The sequence below is a fragment of the Rhodovulum iodosum genome, from assembly GCF_041020385.1.
In the GTDB taxonomy this organism is placed as follows: domain Bacteria; phylum Pseudomonadota; class Alphaproteobacteria; order Rhodobacterales; family Rhodobacteraceae; genus Rhodovulum; species Rhodovulum iodosum.
Genome location: NZ_JBEHHI010000002.1, coordinates 414,303 through 430,594 on the forward strand (window position 1 = coordinate 414,303; position 16,292 = coordinate 430,594).

A 16,292-nucleotide genomic window follows, 5' to 3' on the forward strand; every position below is an offset into this window, starting at 1 on the left:
CATCCCGCAAATTTTGGGCGCGCTCCGTCGGATGGTAGTTTCCAGATCTTGGTAAATCATTTTGAGTATCCTGTTTTATTTCAATTGCAGGAGACCCTAGACATGGGAATAAAGACGACCCTTGCGGCCACCGCGCTTGCGCTGGCCGCCTCACCCGCCTTTGCGACGACGGAGCTTCTGACTTTCGAGGAGTTCGCAGACGGCGATCTCATCACAACGGTCGGCAATGCGACCTTCACGACCAATGGCGCGACCGAAGTCTATGACTTCGGCGGCAGCTACGCCCAGTCGGGAGTGAATACCATCGCTCCCGACGCGTCGGGCGGTTCGTTCAATGGCGATCTCTACGTCGATTTCTTCGAGGCCGTTTCTGACCTGTCCTTTTGGTCGGGTGGGGATGACACCGCCGGCACGCAGGCCACCATCAACGTCTTTGTCGGTGGGCTGTTCGACACTGCGGTCGCCCTGTCGGGCGACGGAGACGCGACCACCACCGAATTCCACGACCTGTCGGCCTTTGTCGACGTGACGCGGATCGAGGTGGTGAACGTGGTCGATGACTTCGGCCTCGTTTACGACGATTTCTCGTATTCCTACGCGGTGGACGTGGTGCCGCTTCCGGCCAGCGGCGTGCTTCTGCTGTCCGGTCTGGCCGCGGTGGGCTTCGGCCGCCGCCGCCGCCGCGGCTAAGGGCGGGCGATCCGAACCTGGCCGTCTGACGCCAAAAAACCGAACGGCCCGCCGGGATTGCACCGGCGGGCCGCTTTTTCGTATACGTGTCGCGTGCCGGGCCGTGCCGGCGTCTCAGCCTGCCAGCGCCTTGTTCAGGTTCTCGTCGACCTTTTCGAGAAAGCCCATGGTGGTCAGCCATTTCTGGTTGGGCCCGACCAGCAGCGCGAGGTCCTTGGTCATGAAGCCGGCCTCGACCGTATCGACCACGGTCTTTTCGAGCGTCTCGGCGAAATGCATGAGCTGGTCGTTGCCGTCGAGCTTGGCGCGGTGCTTGAGGCCGCCCGTCCAGGCGAAGATCGAGGCGATCGAGTTGGTCGAGGTCTGTTCGCCCTTCTGGTGCTGGCGGTAGTGGCGTGTGACGGTGCCATGCGCGGCCTCGGCCTCGACGATCTTGCCGTCGGGCGTCATCAACTGCGAGGTCATCAGCCCGAGCGAGCCGAAGCCCTGCGCCACGGTGTCGGACTGCACGTCGCCATCGTAGTTCTTGCAGGCCCAGACGAAGCCGCCGTTCCACTTCATCGCGCAGGCGACCATGTCGTCGATCAGGCGGTGTTCGTAGGTGATGCCGGCCGCCTTGAACTTGTCGGCGAATTCCTCGTCGAAGACCTGCTGGAACAGGATCATGAACTGGCCGTCATACTGTTTCAGGATCGTGTTCTTGGTCGAGAGATAAAGCGGCCAGCCCATGCTGAGCGCGTAATTCATCGAGGCGCGGGCGAAATCCCTGATCGAGTCGTCGAGGTTGTACATGCCCATGTAGACGCCCGAGGACGGGGCCTTGAACACCTCTTCCTCGATCACGGTGCCATCCTCGCCCACGAATTTCATGCTGAGCGTGCCGGGGCCGGGAAATTTCATGTCGGTCGCGCGGTACTGGTCGCCGTATGCGTGACGGCCGATCACGATGGGCCGGGTCCAGCCGGGCACCAGGCGCGGGACGTTCTTGCAGATGATCGGCGCGCGGAACACTACGCCGCCCAGGATGTTGCGGATCGTGCCGTTGGGGCTGCGCCACATCTTCTTGAGGCCGAATTCCTCGACCCGGGCTTCGTCCGGGGTAATCGTGGCGCATTTCACGCCGACGCCGATCTCCTTGATCTTCTCCGCCGCGTCGACGGTGATCTGGTCGTTGGTCCGGTCGCGTTCCTCGATGCCGAGGTCGTAATAGAGAAGGTCGACATCGAGATACGGCAGGATGAGCTTTTTCTTGATGAAGTCCCAGATGATGCGGGTCATCTCGTCGCCGTCGAGTTCGACGACCGGGTTTTCGACTTTGATCTTCGACATTATGCCCTCGTTTGGATGGCGGGAATCGCGCTTCGGCTGGGTGATAGCCGATTTCGGCGGTATGGGCTAGAGCGGTATGCCTTTGTATACTGAGCGCCGCGGAAAGCTTGCGCGCGCCGCAAAACCATCGCAGCGGATTTTGCCAGGTGTTTTCGAATAACACGCGGGACGAGACGGCCGCGTGCCGCGCCCCCGCGTGTAAAGGGTTAGCTTTCTTGCTCGGCCTGTCCGGGCTGGGCGGAGGCCTGTTCCAGCTTGCGGCCCATCACGGTCCGCCCGCGCTGCAGCGCCCTGCGGAACCGCACCGCGGTCATGAACGCTTCTTGCGTGGTGGGCGAGATCTCTCCGATCGCCCTCGACATCTCGTCGACCAGCCGCTCGTCGTCCAGACGTCCGGCCGCCTCCAGCGCCTCCTTGGCCAGCGCATCGGCGAGTTCTTCGAGTGCCGCCATCGGCCTGGCTCCTTACCGTGTGAGTTCGGTCAGCCGGCGCCGGACATAGGCGTCGACGATCTCGATCATCTGTTCGAGTTGGTCGTCCTCGAAGAAATGGCCCGCACCCTCGATTTCCTCGTGGGTGACCGTGATGCCCTTCTGCTCGTGCAGCTTGTCCACCAGCGCGTGGGTGTCGGCGGGCGGGGCCACCCGGTCGGCGGTGCCGTTGATGATGAGCCCGGACGAGGGGCAGGGCGCGAGAAAGGAAAAATCGTACATGTTCGCCGGCGGGCTGACCGAGACGAAGCCGGTGATCTCGGGCCGGCGCATCAAGAGCTGCATGCCGATCCAGGCCCCGAACGAGAACCCCGCCACCCAGCAGTGCTTGGCGTTCTGGTTCATCGACTGGAGGTAGTCCAGCGCCGAGGCGGCGTCGGACAATTCGCCCACGCCCTGGTCGTACTCGCCCTGGCTGCGGCCGACGCCGCGGAAATTGAAGCGCAGAACGGTAAAGCCCATGTCGTAGAACGCGTAGTGCAGACGGTGCACCACGCGGTTGTTCATCGTGCCGCCGAATTGCGGATGCGGATGCAGCACGATGGCGATCGGCGCGTCCTTTTCCTTTTGCGGATGATAGCGGCCTTCGAGCCGTCCTTCGGGGCCGGGGAAGATGACCTCGGGCATGATCTACTCTTTTCTCACGGCGCCGAACGTAAATCTTGACAAATTTCGTCGGACTACCTAATACAACGGACGCGTCGGCACGCCGACTGGGCTGTGTTGAGTTAAAGACCCGACCGCGTGCCGTCAACCATGGACGGAGACAGGGTATGAAGCTCAGCACCAAGGGGCGTTACGCAATGGTGGCGCTGGTCGATCTGGCGCTGCAGCCCGAGGACGGGCTGACCTCGCTGGCCGAGGTGTCGCGCCGACAGGACATCTCTCTGCCCTATCTCGAACAGCTCTTCGTCAAGCTGCGCCGCGCCGGGCTCGTAGAATCGGTGCGCGGCCCGGGCGGCGGTTACCGGCTGGCGCGGCGCGCGTCGGATATCAGGGTGGGCGACATCCTGGGCGCGGTCGACGAGACGGTAAGCGCGATGCACACGGGCGCGGGCGCCTCGGGCGCGACCTCCGGGTCGCGCGCGCAGTCGCTGACCAACCGGCTGTGGGAGGGGCTGTCGGCCCATGTCTACGTGTTCTTGCACCAGACCCGGCTGTCGGACGTGGTGTCCAACGACCTTGCGCCCTGTCCCGCGGTGCCGGCGCTGCTGGAGGTGGTCGATGACGCGTAAGGGGGCGCTGCCCCCGTCCGCGGCTATGCGCCGCGGACTCCCCCGGGATATTTCCGGCCAGAAGAAGGTGGGGGCGCTGTGAGCCCTGCGCGCGTCTATCTCGACTGGAACGCGACGGCGCCGTTGAGGCCCGAGGCGCGCGCGGCGATGGCCGCGGCGATGGACGTGGTCGGCAACCCCTCGTCGGTCCATGCCGAGGGGCGCGCCGCACGCGCCCTGGTCGAACGGGCGCGCGGACAAGTTGCCGCGGCGCTGGGGGCCGAGGGGGCGGATATCGTGTTTACCTCGGGCGCCAGCGAGGCGGCGGCGCTGGCCTGCGCCGGACGGGGCCTGGTGGCCGGCGGTATCGAGCATGACGCGGTGGCCGCCTGGGTCGAGCCCACGCTGCCGGTGGACGGGCAGGGCCGCGTGGCGGTGGCCGAGCCCGCGCGCACCGCGCTGCAGCTGGCCAATTCCGAGACCGGCGTGGTGCAGGATTTGCCGCGGGGTATCGCGGTGTGCGACATGACGCAGGCTTTCGGAAAGCTCCCGGTGGCGTTCAATTGGCTGGAGGCCGAGATGGCGCTGGTCTCGGCGCACAAGCTGGGCGGACCGAAGGGTATCGGTGCGCTGGTGGTGCGGCCCGGCACCGATCTGGCCGCGCAGATCCGCGGCGGCGGGCAGGAGATGGGGCGACGGGCCGGCACGGAGAACCTGATCGGGATCGCCGGATTCGGCGCCGCGGCCGAGGCGGCGGCGCGCGATCTGGCGGCGGGCGTGTGGGAACGGGTTGCAAAACTTAGAACAGTTCTAGAAAAAGGGCTTGAGGCGAGCGCAAATAAGACTATTTTTGTCGGGAAAGGCGCGCAGCGTCTGCCGAACACCAGCTGCTTCGCCACGCCGGGCTGGAAGGGCGAGACGCAGGTGATGCAGATGGACCTGGCCGGCTTTGCGGTTTCCGCGGGATCGGCCTGTTCCAGCGGCAAGCTGCGCGAAAGCCGCGTGCTCATGGCCATGGGCCACGACGCCGCGACCGCGGCCGGGGCGATCCGGGTGTCGCTGGGGCCGGAGACGCGCGAAGAGGATGTGCTGCGCTTTGCCGAGGCGTGGCTGGCGAAGGAAAAGAGGTTTCGGGCCCGCGCGGCCTGACCGCAAGGACAAACGGCCCCGGCCAGCCGGCCGGGGCGCTCAGATCAGAGAGGCGTGAAACCGCGATGGCTGCTTTCGATAAGGCCGATGTCAAGGAAGGCGTGGACAGGGAAACGGTGGAAACCGTCCAGTCCATGGCCGGAAAGTACAAATACGGCTGGGAAACCGAGATCGAGATGGATTACGCCCCGATGGGGCTGACCGAAGACATCGTGCGCCTGATCTCGGCCAAGAACGAAGAGCCGGAATGGATGACCGAATGGCGGCTCGAGGCATTCCGCCGCTGGCAGGCGATGGAAGAGCCCGACTGGGCGATGGTCGAATACCCCGAGATCGACTTTCAGAAACAGTATTACTATGCCCGCCCCAAGAGCATGGCGGAAAAGCCCAAGTCGCTGGACGATGTCGACCCCAAGCTGTTGGAGACCTACAAAAAGCTGGGCATCCCGCTGAAAGAGCAGATGATCCTGGCCGGCGTCGAGGGGGCCGAGGCAGCCCCGGCCGAGGGCCGCAAGGTGGCCGTCGATGCGGTGTTCGATTCGGTCTCGGTCGGCACCACCTTCCAGAAAGAGCTGGAAAAGGCCGGTGTCATCTTCTGCTCGATCTCCGAGGCGGTGCAAAAGCACCCGGAACTGGTCAAGAAATACCTCGGCAGCGTCGTGCCGCAATCGGACAATTTCTACGCAACGCTGAACTCGGCGGTGTTTTCCGACGGCTCGTTCGTCTACGTGCCGCCGGGCGTGCGCTGCCCGATGGAGCTGTCGACCTATTTCCGGATCAATGCCGAGAATACCGGCCAGTTCGAGCGCACGCTGATCATCGCCGACAAGGGCGCCTACGTGTCCTACCTGGAAGGCTGCACGGCGCCGCAGCGCGACGTGGCGCAGCTGCATGCCGCGGTGGTCGAGATCGTGCTGCTCGACGATGCCGAGGTCAAATACTCGACCGTGCAGAACTGGTTCCCGGGCGACGAGAACGGACGCGGGGGCATCTACAACTTCGTCACCAAGCGCGCCGATTGCCGCGGCGACCGGGCCAAGGTGATGTGGACGCAGGTCGAGACCGGCTCGGCCGTGACGTGGAAATACCCCTCGTGCATTCTGCGCGGCGACGACAGCCAGGGCGAGTTCTACTCGATCGCCATCACCAACAACTGGCAGCAGGCCGATACCGGCACCAAGATGGTGCATCTGGGCAAGAACACCCGATCGCGGATCGTGTCCAAGGGGATCTCGGCGGGGCAGGCGCAGAACACCTATCGCGGACTCGTCTCGATGCACCCGCGCGCCAAGAACAGCCGCAACTACACCCAGTGCGACAGCTTGCTGATCGGCGACAGATGTGGCGCGCACACGGTGCCGTATATCGAGGTGAAGAACAATTCGTCCCGCGTGGAACACGAGGCGACGACGTCGAAGGTGGACGACGACCAGCTCTTTTACTGCCGCTCGCGGGGCATGGACGAGGAAGAGGCCGTTGCCCTCGTCGTCAACGGCTTCTGCAAGGAGGTGTTGCAGGCGCTGCCGATGGAGTTCGCCATGGAGGCGCAGCAGCTCGTGGCGATCAGCCTCGAAGGCTCGGTGGGCTGAGGCACGAAAGCGGAGACTGGGCCATGGCGCCGGTGGTCAAGAATGTGTACGAAGCCGCTGGGCTGCCCATGCAGGGCGGCGACGGGGAAAAGTTCTCGGCGCGCATCGCGCCCATCGGCGCGGCCCTGGGCCTGACCGGGCTGGGCATGATGTTCATAACCGTCGCGCCGGGCAAGCGGGCCTTTCCGTTCCACAACCATCTGGGCAATGACGAGGCTTTCGTCATCCTCGAAGGGCGGGGGACGTACCGGTTCGGCACGCAGGAACATCCCGTCGGGCCGGGCGATGTCTGCGCCGCGCCCAAGGGCGGGCCGGACAGGGCGCATCAGCTGATCAACACCGGCGAGACAGACCTGAAATACCTGGGCATTTCCACGAACAACGACCCCGACGTGGTGGAATATCCCGACAGCGGCAAGTTCGCGGTGCTCGCGGTCGCGCCGGGCACGTCCTTCGTGGATGCGCATCTGAAGTTTATCGGCCGGGCCGAAGAGACCGGCGACTATTGGAACGGCGAGCTATGAATCCCTGGGAGAAGCAGACCATGATCGTGACCACCACCCCCAGCATCGACGGCAAGACCATCACCGCCTATCACGGCGTCGTCGTGGGCGAGGCCATCCTCGGCGCCAACGTGTTCCGCGACATCTTCGCGGGGATCACCGACATCATCGGCGGACGGTCGGCGGCCTATGAGGAGTCGCTGGGCAAGGCGCGCACCACTGCGCTGCGCGAGCTGGAAGAGCGCGCGGCGGCGCTGGGCGGCAATGCCGTGGTCGGCGTCGATCTCGATTGCGAGGTGATCAACAACATGCTGATGGTCTCTGCCTCGGGCACCGCGGTGACGGCGAACTGACACCGCATGGCGGCAACGGGGCCGCCACGGGATGAACGGGATGCGGCGCGACGGGAACGGCCCCGGGCCGGTGCCCCGCCAATACATGAAACGAGGATGAAAAATGCTTGAGATCAAGAACCTGCACGTCAAACTTGAGGAAGAGGGCAAGCCCATCCTCAAAGGCGTGAACCTGACGGTTGAGGCCGGCAAGGTGCACGCCATCATGGGCCCCAACGGCTCGGGCAAGTCGACCATGTCCTACGTTCTTTCGGGCCGCGACGGCTATGAGGTGACCGAGGGCAGCGCCACGTTGCTGGGCGAGGACCTGCTGGAGATGGAGCCCGAAGAGCGCGCGGCGATCGGCCTGTTCCTGGCGTTCCAGTACCCGGTCGAAATCCCCGGCGTCGGCAACATGACGTTCTTGCGCACCGCGGTGAACGCCCAGCGCAAGGCCCGCGGCCTGGAGGAGATGGACGCCGCCACCTTCCTCAAGGAAATCCGTGCCAGGGCGAAAGAGTTGAAGATCGATGCCGAAATGCTGAAGCGCCCGGTCAACGTGGGCTTTTCCGGCGGCGAGAAGAAACGCAACGAGATTTTGCAGATGGCGATGCTGGAGCCCAAGCTCTGCATCCTCGACGAGACCGACTCGGGCCTCGACGTGGACGCGATGAAGCTGGTCTCGGACGGGGTCAACGCACTCCGGAGCCCCGACCGCGGGTTCCTGGTGATCACCCACTACCAGCGGCTGCTGGACCACATCAAACCGGATGTCGTGCACATCATGTATGACGGCCGCATCATCAAGACCGGCGGGCCCGAGCTGGCGCTCGAGGTTGAAAAGAACGGGTATGCCGACATCCGCGCGGAGGACGCGTGATGGGGTTGCCGCAGGCGAAACAAAACGCGACCGAGGCACGGCTCGCCCGGCTGTCGATGCCGCCCGAGACCGGCTGGACCAAGCTGCCGCGCGAAGCGGCGCTGGCAAGGGTCCGCGCGATGGGTCTGCCCGGCAGCCGCGATGAATACTGGCGGTTTTCCGATCCCTCCTCGCTGATCGCGCCAGAGGCGCCGCGGGCCGCGCTTTTCGAGGTGAAAGACGAGGCGCCGGTCTTCGACGCGATGGACCGGCTCAGGATCGTGTTCGTCGACGGGGTGTTCGATGCCGAGGCCTCTGACGAGCTGGCGCTGGCCGGCGTCGAGATCGACCGGCTGGGCGGCGCCGCGGGGCAGGACATCCACTGGGCGCGCGAGGTCTACGGCACGCTCGAGGCCCGCGGGCATGAGCCCGTGGATCGCCCTCTGGCCGCGCTCAATACCGCCTTCGCCACCGATGGCGTGCTGATCCGCGTCACCGGCAAGGCCGAAAAGCCGGTGAATATCATTTATCTGCACCGCTCGGAAACCTCCGACGCGCATTTGCACCACTGCATCAAGGTCGAGGCCGGCGCCGAGATGACCTTGCTGGAAAACGGCCCGGCCGCAGCGCGGTTCAACAAGCTGATGGAGGTCGACATCGCCGATGGCGGCACCTTCCACCATATCCGCACCCAGGGCCGCGACCACGAACGCAGGGCGGCGACCCATATCTTCGCGCGGCTGGGCAAGGAGAGCACGTTCAAGTCCTTCACCATGACGGCGAACGGGCGGATGACGCGCAACGAATGCATCATCGAGCTGACCGGCGACAACGCGGTGGCCCATGTGGCCGGCGCCTGTGTGGGCGACGGCGATTTCGTGCATGACGATACCGTCTTCATCACCCACGACGCGGTCGATTGCGAAAGCCGCCAGGTCTTCAAGAAGGTGCTGCGCAACGGCGCCACGGGCATTTTCCAGGGCAAGATCCTGGTCCAGCCCGGCGCGCAAAAGACCGACGGCTACCAGATTTCGCAATCTCTGCTGCTGGACGGGGACAGCCAGTTCCTGGCCAAGCCCGAGCTGGAGATCTACGCCGACGACGTGGCGTGCTCGCACGGCTCGACCAGCGGCGCGATCGACGAGACGGCGCTGTTCTACCTGCGCTCGCGCGGGGTGCCCCGGTCAGAGGCGACCGACCTTCTGGTCCTGTCCTTCCTTGCCGAGGCGATCGAGGAAATCGAGGACGAGGGCATCCGCGAAGAGATCGTCGGCCGGATGGCCGGCTGGCTGTCGCGGCACCGGGGCTGACCCATGGCCGTCAGCCGCGAGATATTCGCCACCTGGCGCGCGCCGCGAACGGTGATGCGCCGGCAACTGGCCGGCGGCCAGCGCGAAGAGCGCGCGCTGGTCTACCTCATGGCGGCCTGTCTGATGATCTTCGTGTCGACGTTGCCGGGGCTGGCGCGCGATGCCTATCTCGACCCCTCGGTGCCGCTCGAGGCGCGTATCGGCGGAGCGCTGGTGGCCTGGATGTTCCTTGCGCCGCTGATCTTTTACGTGCTGGCGGCGGTGGGCCACCTGCTGGCCCGTCTCTTTGGCGGGCGCGGCACCTGGTTCGGCGCGCGTCTGGCGCTGTTCTGGACCCTGCTGGCGGTCTCGCCCCTGTGGCTGTTGCAGGGGCTGGTCGCGGGCCTGATCGGCCCCGGCGCGGCGCTGGCGCTGGTCTCGTCGGTACTGGCCGTTGCCTTTCTGGCGATATGGCTGTTGTCTCTGGCCGAGGCCGAAGAGTTCGGCCTGCGACAGGAGCCTGGAAAGACCCCCCGATGAGCGACACGATGAAATCGTTGCTGGCGCTTGCGCGCGAGACTGTGGCCAACCCGAGTGAGGGCGCGCGCCGGATCCTGTCGCTGCCGCTGCCTGTCGGCGTGCTTGGGCCCGCGCTGCTGCTGGAAGTGCTGCTCAGCGTGCTGCTGAGCCAGTTGGGCGAGCGTATCGCACCCTCGCCGGTCGATCCGCTGATGCCGGTCTTCATGGCCAACCCGCTGCTGACGGCGGCGGTACAGGCGGCGCTGCTGGTGATCATGGTCTTTGCGATCCATGTCATCGGGCGCGGCGCGGGCGGCGGCGGCGATTTCGAAGGCGCGCTGCGCATCACCGTCTGGCTGCAGTTCATCCTGCTTTGCGTGCAGGTGCTGCAAACGCTGTTTCTGATCCTGCTGCCACCTGTGGCGGGCCTGCTGGGCCTGCTGGGCGTGGGGCTTTTCTTTTGGCTTCTCAGCCACTTCATAGCCGTCCTTCACGGATTTTCATCGCCGCTTCGGGTGTTCTTCATGACGATCCTGTCGATGGTCGGCATCGTTTTCGCCCTAAGCCTCGCACTGACACTGGTCGGCATCACGATTAGCGGAGCTGTTCCCGATGTTTGACGTCCAAACCATCCGCCGCGACTTTCCGATCCTTGCGCGCGAGGTGAACGGCAAGCCGCTGGTCTATCTCGACAACGGCGCCTCGGCGCAAAAGCCCAAGGTGGTGATCGACGCTATCACCCGCGCCTATGCCGAGGAATACGCCAACGTACACCGCGGCCTTCACACCCTGTCGAACATCGCCACCGAGAAATACGAGGCCGTGCGCGGCACCATCGCGCGCTTTCTTGGCGCGGCGGACGAGGAGGAAATCGTGTTCACCTCCGGCACCACCGAGGGCATCAACCTGGTCGCCTATGGCTGGGCGATGCCGAATCTCGGCCCCGGCGACGAGATCGTGCTGAGCGTGATGGAGCATCACGCCAATATCGTGCCGTGGCACTTCCTGCGCGAACGCCAGGGCGTGGTCCTGAAATGGGTGGATGTGGACGCGGCCGGCAATCTCGACCCCCAGGCGGTGCTCGACGCCATCGGGCCGAAGACGAAACTGGTGGCGGTGACGCAGATGTCAAACGTGCTGGGCACGGTGGTGGACGTGGCCGCCATTGCCCGCGGCGCACGCGAAAAGGGCGTGCCGGTGCTGGTCGATGGTAGCCAGGCCGCGGTGCACATGCCCGTCAATGTCGACGAGATCGGCGCCGATTTCTACGCCATTACCGGGCACAAGCTCTACGGGCCCTCCGGCTCGGGCGCGATCCATATCCGCAAGGAGCGGATGAACGAGATGCGGCCCTTCCTCGGCGGCGGCGACATGATCCGCGAGGTGCACAAGGACAGCGTCACCTACAACGCCCCGCCGATGAAGTTCGAGGCCGGCACGCCGGGCATCGTCCAGCAGATCGGGCTGGGCGTCGCGCTGGACTACATGATGGGCATCGGCATGGCCGATATCGCCGCCCATGAGCAGGCGATCACCGGCTACGCTATGGACCGGCTGGGCGGGCTCAACTGGCTGCAGGTGCAGGGGCGGGCCGAGCATCGCGGCGCGATCTTTTCCTTTACGCTCGACGGGCCGGCGCATGCCCACGACATCTCGACCGTACTCGACAAGAAGGGCGTGGCGGTGCGCGCGGGCCAGCATTGCGCGGGCCCGCTGATGGACCACCTGGGGGTCGCCGCGACCTGCCGGGCCTCTTTCGCGATGTACAACACGCCCGAGGAGGTCGACAAACTGGTCGAGGCGCTGGAGCTATGCCACGAACTGTTCGCCTGAGCGGCGCCGACCGAAAGGCCCGGACGGGCTGGCGGCGACGCAAAAGGCGTGCTTTCTGGCCATTCTCCGCCCGCTTTGCTACGAGGTGTCCAACCGCGACAGCAAGGGGACGGGCATGACCGCGCTGACCACCGCCGACCAGATTTCCGATATCGCCTTCGGCTTCATGGGCTCCAAGGCGCTCTTTGCCGCGCTGGGGGCCGGGGTGTTTACCGCGCTGGCCGAGGGGCCGATGACGCCCGGCCGTCTGGCCGGCGCCACGGCGCTCGACGCCGAGCGCGCCGAGACCCTGCTGACCGCGCTGGCGGGGCTGGGCCTGGTGACGGTCTCGGACGGCCGCTTTGCCAATTCCCCGGCGGCCGAGGCGTTCCTGGTCAAGGGCGCGAAGTACGATTTCGGCGACTACCTGCGGCTTCAGGTCGGCCAGCAGATGTACGGGCTGCTCGACCAGATCGACGCCGCGCTGACCGACAGCCTGCCCGAGGATGCCACGGCATCCTACGCCGATTGGTTCTCCGACCCTGACGAGGCGCGGCTTTATTCGGCCAGCCAGCATGCGGGCTCGCTGGGCCCGGCGCGGCAACTGATCAAGATGGCCGGGCTCTCGGGGGTAAAGACCCTGCTCGACGTGGGCGGCGGCACGGGCGCCTTCGCGATCACGCTCTGCCAGGCCATGCCCGGCCTCTCGGCGACCATCGTCGATTTTCCCAACGTCGCCGCGATCGGGCGGGACTACGTGGCCGAGGTCGGCCTCACCGACCGTATCGCCTATGTCGAGGGCGACGCGCTGAACGCCGACTGGCCTAGCGGGCAGGACGCGATCCTGATGTCCTATCTCTTTTCCGGCGTGCCGGGGGCGGCGCATGACGGGCTGGTCGCCCGCGCCTTCGATCATCTCGCGCCCGGCGGGCGGCTGATGATCCACGATTTCGTGGTGAGGGCCGACCGAACCGGCCCCAAGCTGGCCGCGCTCTGGCAGTTGCAGCACACCGCGTTCACACCCCGCGCGCGCTCGCTCGACGCGGGCTGGCTGCAGGACACGCTGGCCGGGGCCGGGTTCCAGCAGGTCGAGGTCGCTCAGATGATCCCCGAGATGACCATGCTGGCCCAGGCGGTGAAACCCGAATAAGACGGGGCGGGAAAGCATTTGCGCCCCCGCCCGGTTTCACCTATATCGGCGCCGAGGCACCCGTAGCTCAGCTGGATAGAGCGCTGCCCTCCGAAGGCAGAGGCCATAGGTTCGAATCCTATCGGGTGCGCCAGCCCTCCAATTTTGGCGCCGAATGCGCCGAGGCGCGAGTTTCACCGCGCCCGCGAATGTATTGGCTGCGCCGGCAAGGCATCCGGGCACCGCAGACGGCCGTCACCGCGCGCGTTGCGATACGTGCGGGGCGCGGCTGATCAGAGGAGCGCCGGCAGGCTGGAGCGCAGACGCGCCCAGCCGCCGGGTTGCCAGCCCAGCGCGCGCATCCGCGCACAGTCCATCGCGCTGACCGGGCTGTCGGCGGGCGCGGGCAGGGGGGCGGTCAGGCCCTCGTGCCGGGCCACCAGTGCCAGCAGGTCGTGGCGGTCGAGCACCAGGTCGGAGAGGTTGACGGGCCTGCCCGCCACCGCGCCGGGCGCGGCCATGCGCACCAGGCGCGCGGCGGCGGCGAGGTCGTCGCCATGCACCTCGGTCCCCCGGCGCGGCGCGATGGGCCGGCCGGCGCGAAAATCGTCGAAGAGATCTGCCCATTTGTGCCGCTGCCCGGGGCCAGCGGGCCCGTAGACGCCCGTGGCGCGCAGCGAAACCGGCGCAAAGCCGGGCCCGGCCAGGGCAAAGAGCGCCTGCTCGGCCTGCCATTTCACCTGGCCGTAGAGCGTATCGGGCTGCGGCGCCATGGCCTCGGTCAGCACGGTGCCGGGCGGGTAGGCGCCGTAGACGGCACGCGAGGAGAGAAACAACAGCCGCTCGACCCCCGCCGCCCGCGCCGCCTCGAAAAGCGCCACCGACCCGTCCAGATTGGCGCGCTGGAACCCGGCCGGGTCGTCCCCCTCGCCACCGCGATAGCGGCCGGGGACATGGGCGAAGGCGCAGTGGATGACCGCCGCCACCCCGGCGAGGTCGGGCCGGTCGCCCAGCGTGTAGGGGCGATGCGCCACGGCCGCCGAAAAGAACCCCGCGGGCGGCGGACGGCGCGTCAGCACGGTGACGGGCTCGCCCCGCGCCAGCGCCTCTTCGACGAAGAAGCGACCGACGAGGCCGGTGGCGCCGGTGACGGCCAGGCTCATGCGGCGGCAGGGGCGGGCAGGGTGGCCGGGTCGGGAATGCCCTCGCCCCGCTCATAGGCGCGCCAGAGCTCGATCAGGGGGCGCAGGCGGTCGGCCTTGGCGTGGTCCTGCCAGGGCTTTTCGTACTGGAAATGCAGGACGCGGATCTCGGGCCAGCTCCACAGTTCGGGCAGGTTGAACCAGACATATTGCAGCATGTTGTCAAAGACCGGCAAGCCGTGCCAGCCGGGAAAATAATCCTGCAAGAAGGTCTGGTCGGTGCGCCGCCAGAACGCGCCGGGCGCGTCGAGCCGGGCGAGCATCGCGTCGAACGTGCCTGCCGAGGGCCGCGCGGTGAAGACGCCGGAATTCATCCGGTGAAAATCGGCGAGACCTTCGTAGACGTTGGGCGCGGCCGAGAACTCGGGGTAGTCGAACAGCCGGTCGATGGTCTGCAGAACCAACGTGTCTGCGTCGAGGAACACGACGCGGTCGTAGTCGAGCTGCCAAAGCCGCAGCTTGCAGAAATTGTCGAGCGGCGTGTGAAAGGCGGGCTTTTCCCCCTTGGTAAAGGGGGCGAGCCCGTGCAGCCGGTCGCGCGCATGGGCCGCGTTGAACGCGGACGAGGTCGGCAAGAGGTCGGTTTCCACCAGCCGCGCGCCGAGGCCGGCGAGCGGCGCCAGCGCCTCGGACCCCACGCCGCCGGTGTGCAGGACGCAGATGTCGGCCGCCGTGCCCGTCCGTTTGAGCGAGCGCACCAACGCCTTGGCGCCCAGCGCGAAATCGGCGTTGGTGACCAGCGTCACATAGGCGTCGCGGTGGCCCGCCGGCGCGGCGGGCCTGAGCCCATCGGTCATGACACCGATTTGAGCTGCTTGCCTTCGGGGTCGCGCACGACGCGGGTGGCGATGTCCTTGGTCCAGGCCGAGACGCAGGGAACGCGCTTGCGGTCGACGCGGTGGGCGAATTTCCGGGCCACCTCGACCACCTCTTCCAGCAGGCCCGCCTCCAGCGTGATCGGGTTGAGCCCGAGGTCGAGGAAGTGGTCGTTCTTGACGACCAGTTCGTTCTCGGCGGCTTCTTTGCGCGGGTTCGGCAGGTAGGCGATCTTGGCACCGGTCATCTTGGCCACCAGTTCGGCCAGGTCGCGGACGCGGTGGGTTTCGGTCATCTGGTTGAAGATCTTGACCCGGTCGCCGGCCTCGGGCGTGTCCTTGAGCGCCAGTTCGATGCAGCGCACGGTGTCCTGGATGTGGATGAAGGCGCGGGTCTGCCCGCCGGTGCCATGCACCGTGAGGGGATAGTCGATCGCCGCCTGCGCGAGAAAGCGGTTCAGCACCGTGCCATAGTCGCCGTCATAGTCGAAGCGGTTGACCAGCTGCTCGTGCCGCTTGGTCTGGTCGGTATTGGTGCCCCAGACGATCCCCTGGTGCAGATCGGTGATGCGCACGCCGTCGTTCTGGGCGTAGAACTGGAACAGGATCTGATCGAGGCTCTTGGTCATGTGATAGACCGAGCCGGGCCGGGTGGGATAGAGGATCTCCATCTCCTTGGCACCGTTGGGCGTGTCGATCGAGACGTCCAGATAGCCCTCGGGGATCGGCGCACCGATGGTCGAATAGCCATAGACGCCCATCGTGCCCAGATGCACCAGGTGCGCGTCGATGCCGGTTTCCACCATCGCCACCAGCAGGTTGTGGGTGGCGTTGATGTTGTTGTCGACGGTATAGATCTTGTGCCGCTCCGAGATCATCGAATAGGGCGCCGCGCGCTGCTCGGCGAAATGGACGATGGCGTCCGGCTTTGCCTCGGCCAGCCAGTCGCGCAGACGGTAATATTCCTTGGCGAGGTCGATCAGGTGAAAGCGGATTTCCTCGCCCGAGACCTCCTTCCAGATGCGGCAGCGTTCCTGGATCGAGTCCATCGGCGTCAGCGACTGGACGCCCAGCTCTGTATCGATCCAGCGCCGCGAGAGGTTGTCGATGATGTGAACCTCATGGCCGAGGTTCGACAGGTGGAGCGAGGTCGGCCAGCCGCAAAAGCCGTCGCCTCCGAGAACTGCAATTTTCATCGCCGACTCCTTCGGATGGTCTCGTTTGCGGGCGCTGGGGCCCTGATGCGAATGTCCGACTAAGGATGTCGGATGTAAATGTCATTTGAAAGTTTTGTGTCAGCCGGCGGAACCCCGCGTTACCAGACCGTTTTACAGCGATATCGCTGCGCGTCGGGCGCCGCTGCGACGACG

At 66.0% G+C, this 16,292-nt stretch carries 18 protein-coding genes and 1 tRNA gene; 13 read left to right on the forward strand and 6 right to left on the reverse strand.

The features are described from left to right. Positions 1 to 102: 102 nt before the first annotated feature. Positions 103 to 690: a VPLPA-CTERM sorting domain-containing protein gene (locus tag Ga0609869_RS11125; protein WP_125407242.1), complete on the forward strand. Its 588-nt coding sequence runs from the start codon at positions 103 to 105 to the stop codon at positions 688 to 690. 114 nt (positions 691 to 804) lie between these two features. Here Ga0609869_RS11125 and Ga0609869_RS11130 read toward each other — a convergent pair whose 3' ends face one another. The 3 genes from Ga0609869_RS11130 to Ga0609869_RS11140 form a co-directional block, all read right to left on the reverse strand. Next, positions 805 to 2,019, reverse strand: coding sequence for an NADP-dependent isocitrate dehydrogenase (locus tag Ga0609869_RS11130; RefSeq protein WP_125407245.1), 1,215 nt, complete (start codon positions 2,017 to 2,019; stop codon positions 805 to 807). 206 nt (positions 2,020 to 2,225) lie between these two features. After that, positions 2,226 to 2,471: a hypothetical protein gene (locus tag Ga0609869_RS11135; RefSeq protein ID WP_125407248.1), complete on the reverse strand. Its 246-nt coding sequence runs from the start codon at positions 2,469 to 2,471 to the stop codon at positions 2,226 to 2,228. A 12-nt stretch (positions 2,472 to 2,483) separates the two neighbouring features. Beyond that, the gene (locus tag Ga0609869_RS11140) at positions 2,484 to 3,137 is read right to left on the reverse strand and encodes an alpha/beta hydrolase (RefSeq protein ID WP_125407251.1); all 654 of its coding nucleotides are present in this window, start codon (positions 3,135 to 3,137) and stop codon (positions 2,484 to 2,486) included. A gap of 146 nt (positions 3,138 to 3,283) precedes the next feature. Between Ga0609869_RS11140 and iscR the strand changes: the two genes are divergently transcribed. The 12 genes from iscR to Ga0609869_RS11200 all read left to right on the forward strand — a co-directional run bounded on the left by iscR (position 3,284) and on the right by Ga0609869_RS11200 (position 13,059). Further along, complete coding sequence (gene iscR / locus Ga0609869_RS11145) at positions 3,284 to 3,745, forward strand: Fe-S cluster assembly transcriptional regulator IscR (RefSeq protein ID WP_125407254.1); 462 nt, start codon at positions 3,284 to 3,286, stop codon at positions 3,743 to 3,745. A 78-nt stretch (positions 3,746 to 3,823) separates the two neighbouring features. After that, the gene (locus tag Ga0609869_RS11150) at positions 3,824 to 4,873 is read left to right on the forward strand and encodes a cysteine desulfurase family protein (protein ID WP_245972352.1); all 1,050 of its coding nucleotides are present in this window, start codon (positions 3,824 to 3,826) and stop codon (positions 4,871 to 4,873) included. A 65-nt stretch (positions 4,874 to 4,938) separates the two neighbouring features. Then, positions 4,939 to 6,462 carry a Fe-S cluster assembly protein SufB gene (gene sufB, locus Ga0609869_RS11155; protein ID WP_125407257.1) on the forward strand — a complete coding sequence of 508 codons (1,524 nt, stop codon included), beginning with the start codon at positions 4,939 to 4,941 and terminating at the stop codon, positions 6,460 to 6,462. 44 nt (positions 6,463 to 6,506) lie between these two features. Further along, complete coding sequence (locus tag Ga0609869_RS11160; RefSeq protein WP_369022858.1) at positions 6,507 to 6,986, forward strand: cupin domain-containing protein; 480 nt, start codon at positions 6,507 to 6,509, stop codon at positions 6,984 to 6,986. 20 nt (positions 6,987 to 7,006) lie between these two features. Then, complete coding sequence (locus Ga0609869_RS11165; protein WP_125407384.1) at positions 7,007 to 7,318, forward strand: heavy metal-binding domain-containing protein; 312 nt, start codon at positions 7,007 to 7,009, stop codon at positions 7,316 to 7,318. Positions 7,319 to 7,421: 103 nt separating this feature from the next. Further along, positions 7,422 to 8,177: a Fe-S cluster assembly ATPase SufC gene (gene sufC / locus Ga0609869_RS11170; protein WP_125407262.1), complete on the forward strand. Its 756-nt coding sequence runs from the start codon at positions 7,422 to 7,424 to the stop codon at positions 8,175 to 8,177. After that, complete coding sequence (gene sufD / locus Ga0609869_RS11175) at positions 8,177 to 9,466, forward strand: Fe-S cluster assembly protein SufD (protein WP_125407265.1); 1,290 nt, start codon at positions 8,177 to 8,179, stop codon at positions 9,464 to 9,466. The genes sufC and sufD overlap by 1 nt, the downstream gene beginning before the upstream one ends. Positions 9,467 to 9,469: 3 nt before the next feature. Next, complete coding sequence (locus tag Ga0609869_RS11180; RefSeq protein WP_125407267.1) at positions 9,470 to 9,985, forward strand: YIP1 family protein; 516 nt, start codon at positions 9,470 to 9,472, stop codon at positions 9,983 to 9,985. Beyond that, a complete protein-coding gene (locus tag Ga0609869_RS11185; RefSeq protein WP_170168851.1) occupies positions 9,982 to 10,584 on the forward strand; it encodes a YIP1 family protein in 603 nt (200 codons plus the stop codon). Before Ga0609869_RS11180 ends, Ga0609869_RS11185 begins: the two co-directional genes overlap by 4 nt. Continuing rightward, positions 10,577 to 11,797, forward strand: coding sequence for a cysteine desulfurase (locus tag Ga0609869_RS11190; RefSeq protein ID WP_125407273.1), 1,221 nt, complete (start codon positions 10,577 to 10,579; stop codon positions 11,795 to 11,797). The genes Ga0609869_RS11185 and Ga0609869_RS11190 overlap by 8 nt, the downstream gene beginning before the upstream one ends. Before the next feature lie 115 nt (positions 11,798 to 11,912). After that, a complete protein-coding gene (locus tag Ga0609869_RS11195) occupies positions 11,913 to 12,926 on the forward strand; it encodes a methyltransferase (RefSeq protein WP_125407275.1) in 1,014 nt (337 codons plus the stop codon). Positions 12,927 to 12,982: 56 nt separating this feature from the next. Further along, positions 12,983 to 13,059: transfer RNA gene (locus Ga0609869_RS11200), tRNA-Arg, on the forward strand. 139 nt (positions 13,060 to 13,198) lie between these two features. On the opposite strand, the gene Ga0609869_RS11205 is transcribed toward Ga0609869_RS11200, so the two are convergent. Genes Ga0609869_RS11205 through Ga0609869_RS11215 form a run of 3 tightly spaced genes read right to left on the reverse strand, consistent with a single transcriptional unit; the run spans position 13,199 to position 16,118 of the window. Then, on the reverse strand, positions 13,199 to 14,068 hold the full coding sequence (locus Ga0609869_RS11205; protein ID WP_125407278.1) for an NAD-dependent epimerase/dehydratase family protein: 870 nt from the start codon (positions 14,066 to 14,068) through the stop codon (positions 13,199 to 13,201). Then, positions 14,065 to 14,904, reverse strand: coding sequence for a glycosyltransferase (locus Ga0609869_RS11210; protein WP_125407281.1), 840 nt, complete (start codon positions 14,902 to 14,904; stop codon positions 14,065 to 14,067). The genes Ga0609869_RS11205 and Ga0609869_RS11210 overlap by 4 nt, the downstream gene beginning before the upstream one ends. After that, positions 14,901 to 16,118, reverse strand: a complete 1,218-nt coding sequence (locus Ga0609869_RS11215; protein WP_125407284.1) for an NAD-dependent epimerase/dehydratase family protein — start codon at positions 16,116 to 16,118, stop codon at positions 14,901 to 14,903. Before Ga0609869_RS11215 ends, Ga0609869_RS11210 begins: the two co-directional genes overlap by 4 nt. Positions 16,119 to 16,292: the final 174 nt, after the last annotated feature.

Bases quoted from the DNA above. Each gene is read 5' to 3' on its own strand.
- Ga0609869_RS11185 (WP_170168851.1), top strand. From the start codon at position 9,982: ATGAGCGACACGATGAAATCGTTGCTGGCGCTTGCGCGCGAGACTGTG.
- iscR (WP_125407254.1), top strand. From the start codon at position 3,284: ATGAAGCTCAGCACCAAGGGGCGTTACGCAATGGTGGCGCTGGTCGAT.
- Ga0609869_RS11130 (WP_125407245.1), bottom strand. From the start codon at position 2,019: ATGTCGAAGATCAAAGTCGAAAACCCGGTCGTCGAACTCGACGGCGAC.
- Ga0609869_RS11205 (WP_125407278.1), bottom strand. From the start codon at position 14,068: ATGAGCCTGGCCGTCACCGGCGCCACCGGCCTCGTCGGTCGCTTCTTC.
- Ga0609869_RS11140 (WP_125407251.1), bottom strand. From the start codon at position 3,137: ATGCCCGAGGTCATCTTCCCCGGCCCCGAAGGACGGCTCGAAGGCCGC.
- Ga0609869_RS11210 (WP_125407281.1), bottom strand. From the start codon at position 14,904: ATGACCGATGGGCTCAGGCCCGCCGCGCCGGCGGGCCACCGCGACGCC.
- Ga0609869_RS11190 (WP_125407273.1), top strand. From the start codon at position 10,577: ATGTTTGACGTCCAAACCATCCGCCGCGACTTTCCGATCCTTGCGCGC.
- Ga0609869_RS11125 (WP_125407242.1), top strand. From the start codon at position 103: ATGGGAATAAAGACGACCCTTGCGGCCACCGCGCTTGCGCTGGCCGCC.
- Ga0609869_RS11180 (WP_125407267.1), top strand. From the start codon at position 9,470: ATGGCCGTCAGCCGCGAGATATTCGCCACCTGGCGCGCGCCGCGAACG.
- sufD (WP_125407265.1), top strand. From the start codon at position 8,177: ATGGGGTTGCCGCAGGCGAAACAAAACGCGACCGAGGCACGGCTCGCC.
- Ga0609869_RS11215 (WP_125407284.1), bottom strand. From the start codon at position 16,118: ATGAAAATTGCAGTTCTCGGAGGCGACGGCTTTTGCGGCTGGCCGACC.
- sufB (WP_125407257.1), top strand. From the start codon at position 4,939: ATGGCTGCTTTCGATAAGGCCGATGTCAAGGAAGGCGTGGACAGGGAA.
- sufC (WP_125407262.1), top strand. From the start codon at position 7,422: ATGCTTGAGATCAAGAACCTGCACGTCAAACTTGAGGAAGAGGGCAAG.
- Ga0609869_RS11195 (WP_125407275.1), top strand. From the start codon at position 11,913: ATGACCGCGCTGACCACCGCCGACCAGATTTCCGATATCGCCTTCGGC.
- Ga0609869_RS11135 (WP_125407248.1), bottom strand. From the start codon at position 2,471: ATGGCGGCACTCGAAGAACTCGCCGATGCGCTGGCCAAGGAGGCGCTG.
- Ga0609869_RS11165 (WP_125407384.1), top strand. From the start codon at position 7,007: ATGATCGTGACCACCACCCCCAGCATCGACGGCAAGACCATCACCGCC.